14 protein-coding genes are annotated in these 16,345 nt (G+C 69.9%); 11 read left to right on the forward strand and 3 right to left on the reverse strand.

Annotated features, from left to right (window positions below; translation table 11 throughout):
• Positions 1–23: 23 nt before the first annotated feature.
• On the reverse strand, positions 24–755 hold the full coding sequence (locus FOZ76_RS03075; RefSeq protein WP_143946663.1) for a YebC/PmpR family DNA-binding transcriptional regulator: 732 nt from the start codon (positions 753–755) through the stop codon (positions 24–26).
• 179 nt (positions 756–934) lie between these two features.
• On the opposite strand from FOZ76_RS03075, the gene FOZ76_RS03080 reads away from it, so the two are divergent.
• From FOZ76_RS03080 to FOZ76_RS03130, 11 genes are all read left to right on the forward strand, one after another.
• The gene (locus tag FOZ76_RS03080; protein ID WP_246129265.1) at positions 935–3,352 is read left to right on the forward strand and encodes a DNA internalization-related competence protein ComEC/Rec2; all 2,418 of its coding nucleotides are present in this window, start codon (positions 935–937) and stop codon (positions 3,350–3,352) included.
• A 66-nt stretch (positions 3,353–3,418) separates the two neighbouring features.
• Entirely contained in the window at positions 3,419–4,243 is an 825-nt protein-coding gene (locus FOZ76_RS03085) for an alpha/beta fold hydrolase (RefSeq protein ID WP_246129266.1), read from the forward strand.
• A gap of 73 nt (positions 4,244–4,316) precedes the next feature.
• On the forward strand, positions 4,317–5,234 hold the full coding sequence (locus FOZ76_RS03090) for an alpha/beta fold hydrolase (RefSeq protein WP_342781858.1): 918 nt from the start codon (positions 4,317–4,319) through the stop codon (positions 5,232–5,234).
• A 240-nt stretch (positions 5,235–5,474) separates the two neighbouring features.
• Entirely contained in the window at positions 5,475–6,884 is a 1,410-nt protein-coding gene (gene leuC / locus FOZ76_RS03095) for a 3-isopropylmalate dehydratase large subunit (RefSeq protein WP_143946665.1), read from the forward strand.
• 13 nt (positions 6,885–6,897) lie between these two features.
• Positions 6,898–7,551, forward strand: a complete 654-nt coding sequence (gene leuD / locus FOZ76_RS03100) for a 3-isopropylmalate dehydratase small subunit (RefSeq protein ID WP_143946666.1) — start codon at positions 6,898–6,900, stop codon at positions 7,549–7,551.
• A 130-nt stretch (positions 7,552–7,681) separates the two neighbouring features.
• Positions 7,682–8,764 (forward strand): 3-isopropylmalate dehydrogenase, encoded by a 1,083-nt coding sequence (gene leuB, locus FOZ76_RS03105; protein WP_143946667.1) that lies wholly within the window; start codon positions 7,682–7,684, stop codon positions 8,762–8,764.
• A 3-nt stretch (positions 8,765–8,767) separates the two neighbouring features.
• Entirely contained in the window at positions 8,768–9,889 is a 1,122-nt protein-coding gene (asd, locus tag FOZ76_RS03110; protein ID WP_143946668.1) for an aspartate-semialdehyde dehydrogenase, read from the forward strand.
• Positions 9,890–9,899: 10 nt separating this feature from the next.
• A complete protein-coding gene (locus tag FOZ76_RS03115) occupies positions 9,900–10,454 on the forward strand; it encodes a YaeQ family protein (protein WP_143946669.1) in 555 nt (184 codons plus the stop codon).
• Positions 10,455–10,780: 326 nt separating this feature from the next.
• Positions 10,781–11,167 carry a Rid family detoxifying hydrolase gene (locus FOZ76_RS27820; protein WP_143946670.1) on the forward strand — a complete coding sequence of 129 codons (387 nt, stop codon included), beginning with the start codon at positions 10,781–10,783 and terminating at the stop codon, positions 11,165–11,167.
• Positions 11,168–11,183: 16 nt separating this feature from the next.
• Positions 11,184–13,226 carry an ATP-dependent DNA helicase RecG gene (recG, locus tag FOZ76_RS03125; protein WP_246129267.1) on the forward strand — a complete coding sequence of 681 codons (2,043 nt, stop codon included), beginning with the start codon at positions 11,184–11,186 and terminating at the stop codon, positions 13,224–13,226.
• Positions 13,227–13,240: 14 nt separating this feature from the next.
• A complete protein-coding gene (locus tag FOZ76_RS03130) occupies positions 13,241–14,203 on the forward strand; it encodes a LysR substrate-binding domain-containing protein (RefSeq protein WP_143946672.1) in 963 nt (320 codons plus the stop codon).
• A gap of 141 nt (positions 14,204–14,344) precedes the next feature.
• On the opposite strand, the gene FOZ76_RS03135 is transcribed toward FOZ76_RS03130, so the two are convergent.
• Positions 14,345–15,238, reverse strand: a complete 894-nt coding sequence (locus tag FOZ76_RS03135; protein WP_143946673.1) for an HpcH/HpaI aldolase/citrate lyase family protein — start codon at positions 15,236–15,238, stop codon at positions 14,345–14,347.
• Complete coding sequence (locus FOZ76_RS03140) at positions 15,225–16,247, reverse strand: Bug family tripartite tricarboxylate transporter substrate binding protein (protein ID WP_143946674.1); 1,023 nt, start codon at positions 16,245–16,247, stop codon at positions 15,225–15,227. Before FOZ76_RS03140 ends, FOZ76_RS03135 begins: the two co-directional genes overlap by 14 nt.
• Positions 16,248–16,345: the final 98 nt, after the last annotated feature.

The raw sequence follows: 16,345 nt of genomic DNA on the forward strand, positions 1-16,345 counted from the left end.
GGCGGGATGCAGCGGGGCGGCGCTCAGTTCTGCTCGTCGAGCACGGCCGTGGTGTACACCTCCTGGACATCGTCCAGGGCCTCGAGAGCGTCCAGCAGCTTCTGCATGCGGACGGCGTCCTCGCCGGTGAGTTCGGTTTCGTTCAATGCCTTCATGACGATGCCGTCGACTTCGGCCTTCAGGCCGGCGGCGTCGAAGGCCTTCTTGACGGCGGGGTAGTCGCCGGGCGCGCAGATCACTTCGATCACGCCTTCGTCGTCGGTCTGGATGTCCTCGGCGCCGGCTTCCAGGCCGGCCTCCATCACCGCGTCCTCGGAAGTGCCGGGGGCGAAGATGAACTGGCCGCAGTGCTTGAACATGAAGGCCACCGAGCCTTCCTGGCCCAGGTTGCCGCCGTTCTTGGCGAAGGCGTGGCGGACTTCGGCCACGGTGCGGGTGCGGTTGTCGGTCATGCAGTCGACGATGACCGCGGCCCCGCCGATGCCATAGCCTTCGTAGCGGATTTCGTCGTAGTTGACGCCGTCGGCGCCGCCCGTGCCGCGCGCGATGGCGCGCTGGACGTTGTCCTTGGGCATGTTGGCGTCGGTGGCCTTGTCCCAGGCCAGGCGCAGGCGCGGATTGGCATCCGGGTCGGGCCCGCCCGCGCGCGCCGCCACCGTGATTTCACGGATGATCTTGGTCCAGAGTTTGCCGCGCTTGGCGTCTTGACGCCCTTTGCGATGCTGGATGTTCGCCCACTTCGAATGCCCTGCCATGAGTCGCCGTATTGCCTCGTTCACGTTTGGTGATTGGCGCGTATTTTACCGTGTGCGGGGCAGGGCGCGCGCAGGTGCCCGGTCCGTCGGGGTGCAGTGTGTGGGAATGCACGCACGTCCTGCGCGCAGCCCCGGGCGCGTCGCTAGGATGGGTTCCTCGTGGTAAAGCCGGGGGACGCATGTGGCGATGGATGGCGCTGGCCTGGGTAGCGGCAACGGGTTGTGTGCAGGTGCTGCCCGCGCTGCCGGGTGCTTTGGTTCGCACCATGCTCGCGGGCGGGGCGGTCGTGCTCGTGCTTGCCTGGCTGGGCCTGGTCCGGCCCCGCGCGCAGGGACGGGCGGCGCGGACGGCGGGGCGGGCGCGCGTTTTCGCCTGCGCGTTGCCCGTGCTCGCCGCCGGCCTGATGGCCGCTGCGCTGGCGCTGCAGCGCGCCGAGCTGCGCCTGCAGGAGGCGTTGGCTCCGGCTCACGAGAATCTGGTCACCCGGCTGGAGATCCTCGTTACCGGGCTCTCGACCCGGCTGGATGGCGGCCAGCGCTTCGAAGCCGGGGTGCTGGCCTCGCCGGTGGCCGGTGTGCCGGGGCGCCTGATGGTGAGCTGGTACGACAGCCGCGAGCCCGGAGCGCCGGCGGCGGCGCTGGTGCGGCCAGGCGAACGCTACAGCGCCGCCCTGGTGCTGCGCCGCCCGCATGGGCTTGCCAACCCGCATGCCTTCGACGCCGAGGCCTGGTTCTTCGAGCGCGGCCTGCGCGCGGTCGGCACCGTGCGCGGCACGCCCGAATGGTTGGGCGACGAACCCTGGGCGCGCGTCGGCACGGCGATCGAGCGCGTGCGCCATCGGCTGCGCGAGGCTATGCAGGCGCGCCTGGGCGAGCGCCGCCATGGCGGCGTCGTGCTCGCCCTGGCAGTGGGCGACCAGTCGGCCGTGCCCGCGCCAGACTGGGAGGCTTTCAACCGGATCGGCATCACGCATCTGGTCTCGATCAGCGGGCTGCACGTCACGCTGCTTGCCAGTATCTTCGCCTTGGCCACGCGCTGGCTGTGGCCAAGGCTGCGCTGGCGCGGGGTGGCCTGCGCCGAGCGCGTGCCGGCCCAGGTGCCCGCCGCACTGGTCGGCCTCGTCGTGGCCGGGCTCTATTGCCTGATCGCTGGCTGGGGCGTGCCGGCACGGCGCACGTTCTTCATGCTGGCCTGCGTCGCGGGCGCGGCGGTATCAGGCCTGCCCTGGCTGCCGTCGGCCGTGCTCGCCCTGGCCGCGGTGGCCGTCACGGCCATGGACCCTTGGGCGGTGCTGGCGCCCGGCTTCTGGCTTTCGTTCGGGGCGGTGGCCCTGCTCATGCTGGCAGCGGCCGGCCGCTGGCGCCCGGCGCGCGGCCCGCATGGGTGGCGCGGCCTGTGCCTGGCCGCGCGCGCGCAGCTTGCCATCTCGCTCGCGCTCGCGCCCCTGCTGGCCTGGCAGTTCCAGGTCGTCAGCCTGGCCGGGCCGCTGGCCAACGCGCTGGCCATACCCCTGGTGAGTTTCGTCGTCACACCGCTGGCGCTGGCCGGCATGCTGGCGGCGCCCGGGCCCTGGGCAGGCCTGGCCGATGGGATGCTGCTGACGGCGGAATGGCTGTTCGGCCTCCTGATGCGGGTGCTGCAGCCGCTGGCCGACGCGCCATGGTCGGCGTGGTCGGTCGCGGCCCCGGGCGTGGGCGCGCTGGCCTTGGGCCTGGCGGCCGTGCTCTGGCACCTGCTCCCGGCCGGCGCGCCCGGCCGCCTGGCTGGCCTGATCGCGCTGGCGCCCCTGGTGCTGCCGCGGTCTGCGGAGCTGGCGCCGGGCGAGTGGCGGCTGGCCGCGCTCGACGTGGGCCAGGGCGGCGGCGTGGTGATCGAGACCCGGCATCACGTGGTCGTGTTCGACCCGGGGCCGAGCTATGGGCCGGGCCGCGACGCCGGCGAGCGCGTGCTCTGGCCGTATCTGCGCGCGCGCGGCTGGCGCGAGCTCGACGAGGTGGTCGTGTCGCACGCGGACACGGATCATGTCGGCGGGCTGGCCTCGCTGCTGGCGCGCCTGCCGGTCCGCCGCGTGCGCGCGTCGGACGCCGGCGCGGCCGCCGACCGGCCGAGCGCGCCCTGTCGCGCCGGCCAGGGCTGGTGGGCCGATGGCGTGGCGTTCCGCTTTCTGCATCCCGGCGGCAGCGCGCCGGCGCCTGCCTCCGACAGGAACGCACGCAGTTGTGTGCTGATGGTGCAGGGCCTGCATCATGCGGCGCTGCTGCCGGGCGACATCCACGCTGCGCAGGAGCGCGCGCTCGCCGATGCGCACGACGGCGCGGTACGCGCCGACCTGGTGCTCATGGCGCACCACGGCTCGCGTACGTCCTCGGCACCCGCCTTCGTCGCGGGCACCGCGGCGGCGCACGCAGTGGCGCAGGCCGGCCATCACAGCCGCTTCGGCCATCCGCATGCCGACGTGCTCGGGCGCTGGGAGCGCGCCGGCGCCCGCGTCCACCGCAGCGACCGCGACGGCGCGGTCGTGGCCCATTCGCGCGCCGGCGGCCTGCGCGTCGAGCGCCAGCGCGAGCAAGGCCGCCGCTACTGGCATGGGCAGTAGGGGGTTTGGCCGATATACTCGGCATTCCCACGGCTTTCCCTGTCCATCGTCGTGCCGCCACGTCCCTTGCTCTTCTTTTCGCACGCCAACGGGTTTCCCGCGGGCACCTATCGCAAGCTCTTCGCGCAGCTCGAGCCTCACTACCGGGTCGCGGCCCCCGACTGCTACGGCCACGACCCGCTCTTTCCCGTGACCGACGGCTGGCGGCACCTGGTGCGCCAGGCGGCACACGAACTGGCCCTGGTGCGCCAGGGCGACGAGCCGGTCATTCTGGTCGGCCATTCGCTGGGCGGTTTTCTCTCGCTGATGCTGGCGGCGAGCGAACCGGCGGCGGTGCGCGCCGTCGTCATGCTCGATTCGCCCGTGCTGCACGGCTGGAAGGCCGGGGTCATCCGGGCCGCCAAGCGGGTCGGCCTGGCCGCGCGGGTGCCGCCGGCCAGCGTGGCGTGGCGGCGGCGCGACCGCTTTGCCTCGCCCGACGATGCGCTGACGCATTTCGCGAGCAAGCCGGTGTTCGCGCGCTGGGACGCCGACGTGCTGCGCGACTATGTCGGCTGCGGCGTGTGCCGGCGCGAGGACGGCGCCGGGCTGCGATTCGCTCGCGATGTCGAGGCGCGCATCTACCAGACCTTGCCGCACGATCTGGGCCGGGTGGCCAGCCGCTTGCGCCAGCGCGTACCGGGCCTGCCCGTGGGCTTCATCCGTGGCACCCGCTCGCAGGAGGTGCGGCAGGTTGGCCTGGCGGCCACGCGCCGGCTGGTCGGCGAGCACATGCGCCAGATCGAAGGCGGCCATCTGTTCCCGATGGAGCGTCCCGCCCAGACGGCGGGCGAGTTGTTGGGCCTGCTTGCGGCCATGGGCGTGGCCCCGAGTCTGCCGCGCGCGGCCTGAGGCCCGCCGACCAGGCTCGTGCCAGGCCGCAGGCATCCCGCGCGCATCCATCAACATCCCGGAGGTTTGCACCGTGTCCCAGTCTCTCGAAGAACCGCGCCTGCTCCACGTCTCCTGCCTCAGCCCCGCCGGCCTGCATCGCATGGCCTACTGGGAATGGGGCGACCCGCAAAACGACCGCGTGCTGCTGTGCGTGCATGGCCTGACGCGCACCGGACGCGACTTCGATCGGCTCGCCCGGCGCCTGGCGGGCCGCTATCGCGTGGTCTGCCCCGATGTGGTGGGCCGCGGACGCTCGGACTGGCTGGGCGAGCCGGCGTACTACACGGTGCCGCAGTACGTGGCCGACATGGTGACGCTGATCGGCCGCCTGGATGCTCGGGTACTGCACTGGTTCGGCACTTCGATGGGCGGCCTGATCGGCATGGGGCTGGGCGGGCTGCCGGGCGCCTCGGTGGCGGCCGACGGCGACGCCGGTAAGCTGTCGCCGCCGATCTCGCGCATGATCCTGAACGATGTCGGGCCGCAGATCGCGCCCGAGGCGGCCGCGCGCATCGGCAGCTATGTCGGACTGACTTCGTCGTTCGCCAGTTTCGACGAAGGGGTGGCCTACATCCGTCAGGTCGCGGAGACCTTCGGCGAGCACAGCGACGACGAGTGGCGCGAGCTGGCGCGCCACGTCATCGTGCAGCGCGACGGCCAGTGGGTGCGGCACTACGATCCGGGCCTGGCCATGGCGCTGCTGAACACCACGCCGCAAGCCATGGCGGCGGGTACGGCGCTTACCTGGCAGTTCTACGCTGCGCTGCAATGCCCGGTCCTGGTGGTGCGCGGCGCCGAGTCGGATCTGCTCACCCCGGACACGCTCGAGCGGATGCGCGCGGGCAACCCGCGCACGCAGACGGTCGAGATCGCCGGCGTCGGCCACGCGCCCACTTTCATGAGCGACGACCAGATCGACATTGCCGAGCGGTTCCTGTCGGCTTGCTGAGCGCGCTCGCGGCGTGCGGATCACAGGGCCGTGCGCCGCAGTGGGGCACGGGCGCACCAGCGCCAGGCGAGATGCCCGGGAAATCAACGACTTTGCCCCTCTCTGTGGCATAATTGGAAGCTTCCCCCTTTGATACAGGCGGGCCGTACAGGCTTTCCTCTGCCAGGAGCCGCTCGCACAGCGCGCGATCGGCGGCTTCGGCATAGTCCGCATGACAGGCCCGCCACGCAGGCGAGCGCCATGGCACAGACTCTGTACGACAAGTTGTGGAACGATCACATCGTTCACCAGGAAGAAGACGGCACCTGTTTGCTCTACATCGACCGGCACCTGGTGCATGAGGTCACGAGTCCCCAGGCCTTCGAAGGTCTGCGCATCGCCGGGCGCAAGCCCTGGCGCATCAGCGCCAATCTGGCCGTTGCCGATCACAACGTACCCACGCTCGCCGCCGACCGCGCGAGCGGCATCGCCGATCCCGTCTCCAAGCTGCAGGTCGACACGCTCGACGAGAATTGCGAGACCTTCGGCATCACCGAATTCCGCATGAACGACCTGCGCCAGGGCATCGTGCACGTGGTCGGCCCCGAGCAGGGCGCCACGCTGCCCGGCATGACGGTGGTCTGTGGCGATTCGCACACCAGCACCCACGGCGCCGTGGGCGCGCTGGCCTTCGGCATCGGCACCTCCGAGGTCGAGCACGTGCTCGCCACCCAGACGCTGCTCATGAAGAAGAGCCGCAACATGCTGGTACGCGTCGAGGGCAGGCTGCCGGAGGGCACTACGGCCAAGGATCTGGTCCTGCACGTGATTGGCGTGATCGGCACGGCCGGCGGCACCGGCTGCGCGATCGAATTTGCCGGCAGCGCCATCCGCGACCTTTCCGTCGAAGGCCGCATGACGGTGTGCAACATGGCCATCGAGGCCGGTGCGCGTTCGGGCATGGTGGCGGTCGACGACAAGACCATCGAATACTTCCGCGACCGTCCCTTCGCGCCCAAGGGCGCGGCCTGGGACCAGGCCGTCGAATACTGGCGCACGCTGCATTCCGACGAAGGCGCGCAGTTCGACCTCGTGGTGGAAGTCGACGCGGCCGACATCCGGCCGCAGGTGACCTGGGGCACCTCGCCCGAAATGGTGCTGCCGGTGGATGCCGCCGTGCCGGACCCGGCCAGCGAGGCCGACGAGGTCAAGCGCTCGGGCATGGAGCGCGCGCTGGAGTACATGGGGCTGCAAGCCAACACGCCGCTCACCGAGATCGCCATCGACCGCGTGTTCATCGGTTCGTGCACGAATTCGCGCATCGAGGATCTGCGCGCCGCCGCCGAGGTCGCGCGCGGGCGCCGCGTGGCGGGCAGCGTGCGCCAGGCGATGGTGGTGCCGGGCTCGGGGCTGGTCAAGGCCCAGGCCGAGGCCGAGGGGCTGGACAAGGTCTTCCTCGAAGCGGGCTTCGAATGGCGCGAGCCGGGCTGCTCGATGTGCCTGGCCATGAACGCCGACCGCCTGGAACCGGGCGAGCGCTGCGCCTCGACCTCCAACCGCAACTTCGAAGGCCGCCAGGGGCAGGGCGGACGCACGCATCTGGTAAGCCCGGCCATGGCCGCGGCCGCCGCGATCGCCGGCCATTTCGTCGACGTGCGCACGTTCAACTGATCCGGGAGCTCACATGCAGGCATTTACCGTACACGAAGGCTTGGTGGCCCCGCTGGACCGGTCCAACGTCGACACCGATCTGATCATTCCCAAGCAGTTCCTGAAGTCGATCAAGCGCACGGGCTTCGGCCCCAACCTGTTCGACGAGTTGCGCTATCTGGATCATGGCGAGCCGGGCATGGACAACAGCCAGCGCCCGCTGAACCCGGATTTCGTGCTCAACCAGCCGCGCTACCAGGGCGCGAGCATCCTGCTCGCGCGCAAGAACTTCGGCTGCGGCTCGAGCCGCGAGCATGCGCCCTGGGCGCTGGAGCAGTACGGTTTTCGCGCGATCATTGCGCCGTCGTTCGCCGACATCTTCTTCAACAACAGCTACAAGAACGGCCTGCTGCCGGTGATTCTGCCGGAAGGGGACGTCGCCGCGCTGTTCGAGGCGGTCGAGGCCAGGGAAGGCTACACCCTCACCATCGATCTCGAGCGGCAGGTCGTGCTCACGCCCGAGGGCAAGGAACTGGCCTTCGAGATCACCGCGTTCCGCAAGTACTGCCTGTTGAACGGGCTGGACGACATCGGCCTGACCCTGCGCCACGCGGACAAGATCCGCGAGTTCGAGGCCAAGCGCCTGGCCACCCGCGGCTGGCTCGCCACGCAACCCGCCGGCCTGTAATTCCCATCTCGCAACGACGCTAGCCGCGAACACCCCCGGGCCGGCGCCGGGGCGAGGTCCAAGACCCCTATCTGCGCCGGCCCCGCTCGTGAGGGCGGGCGCCGCGGCAGCAGAGACTCCCAGGACCATCATGACCAAGAAAATCGCGGTTCTTCCCGGTGACGGCATCGGGCCCGAAATCGTCGAACAGGCCGTGCGCGTGCTGCGCGCCCTGGACCTGAACCTGGAGCTGACCGAGGCCGCCGTCGGTGGCGCGGCCTTCGACCAGTTCGAGCATCCGCTGCCGCCCCTCACGCTGGAACTCGCGCAAGCGTCCGACGCCGTGCTGTTCGGCGCCGTGGGCGACTGGAAGTACGACGAACTGCCGCGCGAGTTCCGTCCCGAGCAGGCCATCCTCGGGCTGCGCAAGTCGCTGGGCCTGTTCGCCAACCTGCGTCCGGCGATCCTGTATCCCGAGCTGGCCAATGCGTCCACGCTCAAGCCGGAAGTGGTGGCCGGGCTGGACATCATGATCATCCGCGAGCTTACCGGCGACATCTATTTCGGCACGCCGCGCGGCGTGCGCAGCGCGCCGGACGGCAGGTTCGCCGGCGAGCGCGAGGGCTACGACACGATGCGCTACGCCGAATCCGAGGTACGCCGCATCGCGCGCATCGGCTTCGAGACTGCGATGAAGCGCAGCCGCAAGCTGTGCAGCGTGGACAAGGCCAACGTGCTCGAGACCTCGCAGTTCTGGAAGGACATCGTGATCGAGGTGGCGCGTGACTTCCCGGAGGTGGAGCTGTCGCACATGTACGTGGACAACGCCGCCATGCAGCTCGTCAAGGCGCCGCGCCAGTTCGACGTGATCGTCACCGGCAACCTGTTCGGCGACATCCTGTCGGACGAGGCGGCGATGCTCACCGGCTCGATCGGCATGCTGCCCTCGGCCTCGCTCAACGAGAAGGGCCAGGGCCTGTACGAGCCCAGCCACGGTTCGGCCCCCGACATCGCGGGCCAGAACGTGGCCAACCCGCTCGCCACGATCCTGTCGGCGGCAATGCTGCTGCGCTACTCGCTGGGCTGCGCGAGCGAGGCCGAGCGCGTCGAAGCCGCGGTCAAGGCCGTGCTCGCGCAAGGCCTGCGCACGCCGGACATCCACGAGCCGGGCACCACCCGCGTCGGCACGGCCGAGATGGGCGACGCGGTTCTGAACGCACTTCAAAGGAGTTAATACATGGCACAAGCCGTTGGCCTGGTCGGCTGGCGCGGCATGGTGGGATCGGTCCTCATGCAGCGCATGCGCGACGAAGGCGATTTCAACCTGATCGAACCCGTTTTCTTCTCCACCAGCAACGCGGGCGGCAATGCCCCCGAGTGGGCGCCGGGCGCCGGCAAGCTGCAGAACGCCTTCGACATCGAAGCGCTCAGGAAGCTGCCGATCATCGTCACCGCCCAGGGCGGCGACTACACCACCGAGGTGTACGGCAAGCTGCGCGAAGCCGGCTGGGACGGTATCTGGATCGACGCGGCCAGCACGCTGCGCATGAAGGATGACGCCATCATCATCCTCGACCCGGTCAACCGCAACGTGATCGACGCCGGCCTGAAGAACGGCATCAAGACCTTCGCCGGCGGCAACTGCACGGTGAGCTGCATGCTGATGGGCCTGGGCGGCCTGTTCCAGAACGGCCTGGTCGAGTGGATGACCGCCATGACCTACCAGGCGGCCTCGGGCGGCGGCGCGCAGCACATGCGCGAACTGCTCACCCAGTTCGGCCTCATCAACGGCCAGGTCAGGACGCTGCTGGACGATCCGTCCTCGGCCATCCTCGACATCGATCGCGGCGTGCTCGCGCTGCAGCAGGGCGGCACACTGCCCACCGAGCACTTCGGCGTGCCCCTGGCCGGCAACCTGATCCCCTGGATCGACAAGGACCTGGGCGACGGCATGTCGCGCGAAGAGTGGAAGGGCGGCGCCGAGACCAACAAGATCCTCGGCCGTACCGGCGCGGACATCATCCCCATCGACAGCCTGTGCGTGCGCATCGGCGCGATGCGCTGCCACAGCCAGGCGCTCACCATCAAGTTGAAGCGCGACGTGCCGCTCGACGAGATCGAGGACATGCTGCGCGCCGCCAACCCCTGGGCCAAGGTGGTGCCGAACACGCGCGAAGCTTCCATGCGGGATCTCACGCCGGTGGCCGTCACCGGCACGCTGCAGATCCCGGTCGGCCGCCTGCGCAAGCTGGCGATGGGCCCCGAGTATCTGTCGGCCTTCACCGTGGGCGACCAACTGCTGTGGGGCGCGGCCGAGCCGCTGCGCCGCATGCTGCGCATCGCCCTGGGCGAAGCCTGAGGAGCGGAGCATGGCGCTGCCTTCCACGGTCTTCAAGGCGCAACTGCAGGTGGCGGACATGGATCGCCACTACTACGCCGAGCACGCGCTCACCGTGGCGCGCCATCCTTCCGAGACCGACGAGCGGATGATGGTCCGCGTGCTGGCCTACGCCCTGCACGCGGACGAGGCGCTCGCCTTCGGCCCCGGCCTGTCGTCCGAGGGCGAACCGGACCTGGTCCTGCGCGACCTGACCGGCGCCATCTCTCTGTGGATCGACGTCGGCCTGCCGGACGAAAAGGCCCTGCGCAAGGCCTGCGGGCGTGCCGAGCGGGTGGTGCTGTACGTCTACGGCCGCGGCGCGGACGTCTGGTGGCAGAACCAGCGCAAGGGCGTGCTCAAGCTCGACAACCTCACCGTCGTGCAACTGCCCGCGGAGGCCACGCGCGCCCTGGGCGAGATGGCGGCGCGCAGCATGCAACTGCAATGCAACGTGCAGGATGGCGCCATCTGGTTCGGCGACGGCGAGAGAAACGTGGACATCCATCGCGAAGTCCTGCACGCGCCGGCTTCCACGCGCGCCTGAACGGGGACGCGACGCGCCCTCAGCCGGCAGGGCCGCCGGCGGCGGCCCGCAAGCAGGCAAGCCCTCGCGTTCTTGCGCAGGACGACGCCAGTGGAAGCTGACCGCGCCGTTTCGCGGCCGCGCAAGCCGCGCCGCCGGCGCGCTTCGCCGAGACCTCCGGTAGCGTTGCCGGCACCCGTTGCCGGCATCCGCTGTCTGCTCGCGCCGCCGCACGCCGCGTGTATCGGTTATGCTGCTTATTCGGCTATCGAAACAGCCGATGTGATAGTTTTCCGACGCATATCGCGTGGCCCGGCGCATGCCGGCCCACGCCGCCGAGAGGATTCATGAAAGACATCATCCATACCGAGCAGGCGCCCGCCGCCGTCGGTCCGTATTCGCAAGCCGTTGCCGCGCCTGCCGGCGCCCGCACGGTCTACCTGTCGGGCCAGATCGGCCTCGATCCGGCCACCGGCGAGCTGGTCAGCGATACCTTCGATCACGAAGTGCGCCAGGCTTTCGCCAACATGAGCGCGGTCGTCGCGGCCGCCGGCGGCAAGCTGGAGAACGTGGTCAAGCTCACGCTGTTCCTCACCGATCTGGGCAACTTCGCCCAGGCCAACGCCATCATGGCCGAGCTCATCCCGCAGCCGTTCCCGGCACGCTCGACGGTCGGCGTGGCCGCGCTGCCCAAGGGCGCCCGGTTCGAGGTCGAAGCCATCCTGGCGCTCTGACCGCAGCGAGGCAGTCGTGTCGGCCGTGGTGGACCCGGGCAGCCAGATCGAGCGCAAGCTGCACAAGCTCGGCCTGCGCACGCCCGCCGACTGCCTGCTGCACCTGCCGCTGCGCTACGAGGACGAAACCCGCGTCACCGACATCGGGCGCCTGCTGCCGGGCGTGTTCGCGCAGGTCGAGGGCGAGGTGACGCGCTGCGAGGTGCAGATGCGTCCGCGCCGCCAGCTCGTCGCCGCCGTGGCCGACGAGACGGGCGAACTGGCGCTGCGCTTTCTCAACTTCTATCCCAGCCAGCAGCGCCAGCTTGCGGTGGGCAGTCGCGTGCGCGTGCGCGGCGAGCCGCGCGGCGGGCTGTTCGGCCTGGAGATGGTGCATCCGCGCGTGGGTGGGGCGGATGCGCAACTGCCGCAGCGCCTGACGCCCGTCTATCCCACGACGCAGGGGCTGGCGCAGAGCATTCTGCGCCGGCAAATCGCCGCCGCGCTGGCCCAGGCCGACCTGTCCGACTCGCTGCCGGACGTTGTGCGCGAACGCTGGGGGCTGTGCGGCTTCGCCGACGCCTTGCGCGAATTGCACACGCCGGCGGCCGATGCGACGGTCGAGGATCTTGCCCAGCATACGCATCCGGCCTGGCGCCGCGTGAAGTTCGACGAATTGCTGGCGCAGCAGCTTTCGCTTGCCCTGGCGCGGGCGGAACGCCGTTCGCGGCGCGCGCCGGCGATGCCTCGGGCGGCGGGAGCCGACACGCTGTTCGAGCGGCTGCTCGCGCAACTGCCGTTCCGCCTGAGCAAGGCCCAGCAACGCGTGGTCGCCGAGATTTCGGCGGACCTCGGCCGCGCCCATCCCATGCAGCGCCTGCTCCAGGGTGACGTGGGCGCGGGCAAGACCGTGGTGGCGGCGCTGGCCGCCGCCCAGGCCATCGACCATGGCTACCAGGTGGCGCTGATGGCGCCCACCGAGATCCTCGCCGAGCAGCATCTGCGCAAGTTCGGCGAGTGGCTGGCGCCGCTGGGCGTGAACATCGCGTGGCTCTCGGGCAGCCTGAGCGCCAAGGCGCGCCGCGAGCCCCTGGCCGCCCTGGCGAGCGGCGAGGCCCAGTTGATCGTCGGCACGCAGGCGCTGATCCAGGAGCATGTGCAGTTCCACCGCCTGGGGCTGGCGATCACCGACGAGCAGCACCGTTTCGGGGTCGGCCAGCGCCTGGCCTTGCGCGAGAAGGGCGTCGCCGGGGCCGATGGCATCCACCAGTTGATGATGTCGGCCACGCCCATTCCGCGCACGCTGGCGATGACGGTGTATGCGGATCTGGACGTGTCCGAGATCGATGAATTGCCGCCCGGGCGCACGCCGGTGCTCACCAAGCTCGTCAACGACGTGCGGCGCGACGAGGTCGTCGCGCGCATCCACGTGGCCGTCGAAGCGGGCCGCCAGGCCTACTGGGTCTGTCCGCTGGTCGAGGAGAGCGAGGCGCTCGAGCTGCAGACCGCGGTCGACACCTTCGAGACGCTGCGCGCGGCCTTGCCCCAACTGCGCGTGGGGCTGGTGCACGGCAAGCTGCCCACGGCCGAGAAGGCCGAGGTCATGCGCGCCTTCAAGGCCGGCGAGCTCGACCTGCTGGTCGCGACCACGGTGATCGAGGTGGGCGTGGACGTGCCCAACGCCTCGCTGATGGTCATCGAGCATGCCGAGCGCTTCGGCCTGGCCCAGTTGCACCAGCTACGCGGGCGCGTGGGCCGCGGTTCGGCCGAGTCGATCTGCGTGCTGATGTACCAGGCGCCGCTGTCGCGGGTGGCCAAGCAGCGCCTGCGCACCATGCACGAGACCACCGACGGGTTCCTGATCGCGCAGCGCGATCTCGCGCTGCGCGGGCCCGGCGAGTTCCTGGGCGTGCGCCAGTCGGGCGAGGCCTTGCTGCGTTTTGCCGACCTGCGCGAGGACGGCGGGCTGGTCGACGAGGCGCGCGAGGCGGCTGCCTGGATGCTCGCCGAGTATCCCGATGCGGTTCATGCACACCTGGCGCGCTGGCTGCGTGGCCGGGAGAATTTCCTGAAGGCCTGACCGATGGAGCAGCCATGACCCTGACTGAACTCAAGTACATCGTCGCCGTCGCGCGCGAGCGTCACTTCGGACGCGCGGCCGAAGCCTGCTTCGTGAGCCAGCCGACGCTGTCGGTCGCGATCCGCAAGCTCGAGGACGAGCTGGGCGTCGTGCTGTTCGAGCGCGGCGGCGCCGAAGTCGGCGTCACGCCGATCGGCGAGCGCATCGTCGCCCAGGCCCAGAAGGTGCTCGAAGAGAGCGCCAACCTGAAGGAGATCGCGCGCCAGGGCCACGACCCGCTCTCCGGGCCGCTGCGCGTGGGCGTGATCTACACCGTCGGCCCGTACCTGCTGCCGCGTCTGATGCCGGTGCTGATCGAGCGCGCACCGCAGATGCCGCTGCTGCTGCAGGAGAATTTCACGGTCAAGCTGCTGGAGCTGCTGCGCCAGGGCGAGATCGATTGTGCCGTCATGGCGCTGCCCCTGCCCGACACCGGCCTGACGGTGCACGAGCTGTATGACGAGCCCTTCGTGGCTGCCGTGCCGCGCGAGCATCGCTGGGCCGGGCGCAAATCGATCAGCGCTGCCGAGCTCAAGGAAGAAACCATGCTGCTGCTCGGCGCCGGCCACTGTTTTCGCGACCAGGTGCTGGAAGTCTGTCCCGAGTTCGCGCGGTTCTCGCCCTCGAACGACGGCATCCAGCGCACCTTCGAGGGCTCCTCGCTCGAGACCATCCGGCACATGGTGGCCGCGGGCATCGGCGTGACGGTGCTGCCGGCTTCGTCGGTACCGTCCGAGCCGCGCAAGGACGACCTGCTGCGCTACTTGCCGTTCACCGAGCCCGTGCCTTCGCGCCGGGTGGTGCTCGCCTGGCGCAAGAGCTTTCCGCGTACCGCGGCGATCCAGGCGCTGGTCGCGGCGATCGAGGATTGCGAACTGCCCGGCGTGACCATGCTGGATGGCATGACCGGCGAAAGCCGCGCACTCGCGCCGGCCTGAGCGCGGCCCGCCCGCGCAGTCGACCTGCACGGTGTCGAACCCGGCGGAGCCGAGCGGCATGCACGCCGCGTGGACTGGCACGCCCCCCGGCAGGATGGTGCCACCGTCGGCGCCGGGGCGGCCGTGCGTCTGGATTCGCGATCAGGCGGGGCTGCTGCGGCCGAGCGTCGACTGTGTGCGCAACAGGCGCTCGGCGCGCCTGAGCAGCGGGGTGTCGATCATCCTGCCTTCGAAATCGAACGCGCCCAGGCCGCGTGCGCGTGCTGCCTCGTACGCGGCGACCAGACGCTGCGCATAGTCCAGTTCCTTCGCGGATGGTGAGAAGGCCTGGTTGGCCAGGGCCGTCTGGCGGGGCGTCAGGCAGGTCTTGCCGTCGTAGCCCAGGTTGCGGCTCGCCGCGCAGTCGCGCAGGAAGCGTTCGTCGTCGCGGATGTCCACCACCGCCTGATCGATGGCCAGGATTCTCGACGCCCTGGCGGCCAGCAGCACCATGGAGCGCGCCGCCAGCACTTCGTCGCCCCGATCCGTACGCTGCGCCCCGATGTCGGCCGCCAGATCCTCCGCGCCGAAGAACACCGCTTGCAGAACACGAGTGCAGGCGCAGATCTGCGGCGCGTGCAGTACGCCGGCGGCGGTTTCGATGCCGGCGAACACGGCGATCTCCCGGCCGCCGGCCTGGATGGCCGCGGCCAGACGCAGCACGTCCTCGACGGCTTCGGCCTTGGGCAGCAGGATGACGTCGGGTGCGCAGGTCACGGCAGCAGCCACGTCTTCGGCGAAGAACGGCGAGTCGGGCGCGTTCACGCGCACGCCGAGCGGCCCGGACAGGCCGGCAGCGCGTACCTGTTCGACGAGGTTGCGCAGATCTGCCCGCGCCGCCTGCTTTTCGGCGAGCGCAGTGCCGTCCTCCAGATCGATGACCGAGCAATCCGCGGCTGCGCGGGGAAACTTCAGGACCAGGTCGGGCCGGTTCGCCGGCGCAAACAGCAGCGAACGCAGCAGCGGCTCGCCGAGTGCTGTCTCATTGGGGTTCAAGGCCGGCCTCCTTCACTTTGTCGCCCCAGGCCCGGAGCTGTTCCTGCACGAAAGTCCCGAACTGCGCACTGCCGGCCGGGTAAGCCTCGAGCCCGAGCGCGGCCATCCGGGCCTTGAGCTCGTCGTGCCGCAGGATCGCCACGGTGATCGAACCGAGTTTGTCCGTGATTTCCGACGGCAATGCCTGAGGGCCCATCAGCCCGCCCCAGGGAACGTAGTCGAAGCCTGGATAGGTTTCGCCCAGGGCCGGCAGTTGCGGCATCAAGCTCGAGCGTTGATCGGCCATCACGGCCAGCGGGCGGACCTTGCCGCTCTCGATCAGCGTCTGCGACGACGCGATGTCGACGAACATGAAGTCGAACCGGCCCCCGATGAGATCGACCAGCGCCGGCGGGGTGCTTCCGTAGGGAACCGGCAAAGCCTCGAAACCCGCGACTTTCATCAGGTGGGCGCCGGCGACCTGGCCCGTCGCATTGCCATAGCCCATGGTCAACTGGCTTGCTCGGGCCCTGTCCAGGAAGTCGTCGAGCGTGCGGATCGAGGACGACGCACTGACGACGAGCACGAAGGGAAAGTTGGTGGTGCGCGCAATGGGGGTGAAGTCCCGCACCGGGTCGTAGGAGACGGCCTTGAGCAGCCAGGTATTGGTCGACCAGCCCGAACTGGTGGCCAGCACGAGCGTATAGCCGTCCGGCGTCGCCTTGCGAACGAACTCCGCCGCGACGGCGCCGTTGGCGCCCGGCCGATTGGCGATGACGACCGGCGTGCCCAGCGCTTTCTGCAGGTCTTCCGCAAGGGCGCGGGCCATGGTGTCGGTGCCGCTGCCGGGTGCGAAAGGCACGACGATCTGGACGGGTTTGCCGGGGGCGGGGTAGGACGGTTGCCCGGCCTGGGAGCCGGCGCTGGCGCCTATCGCCAGCGCCGCGAACGCCAGCGCCTTCCTCAGCGTCGATGACGATGTTTTCAGGGTAGCCGCTGACCGCCAGAGTTTGATCTGGTTCGAGTTCATTGTCGTGTCCTATAAATTCATGCAAATGAATGATAGGAAGCAATCGGAACACCTGTCTACCCCCCAATACCCTTGGGACTAAGTTGTTCTGTCGATAG

Origin of the sequence: Verticiella sediminum, assembly GCF_007558815.1 — a bacterium.
Classification (GTDB): Bacteria; Pseudomonadota; Gammaproteobacteria; order Burkholderiales; family Burkholderiaceae_B; genus Verticiella; species Verticiella sediminum.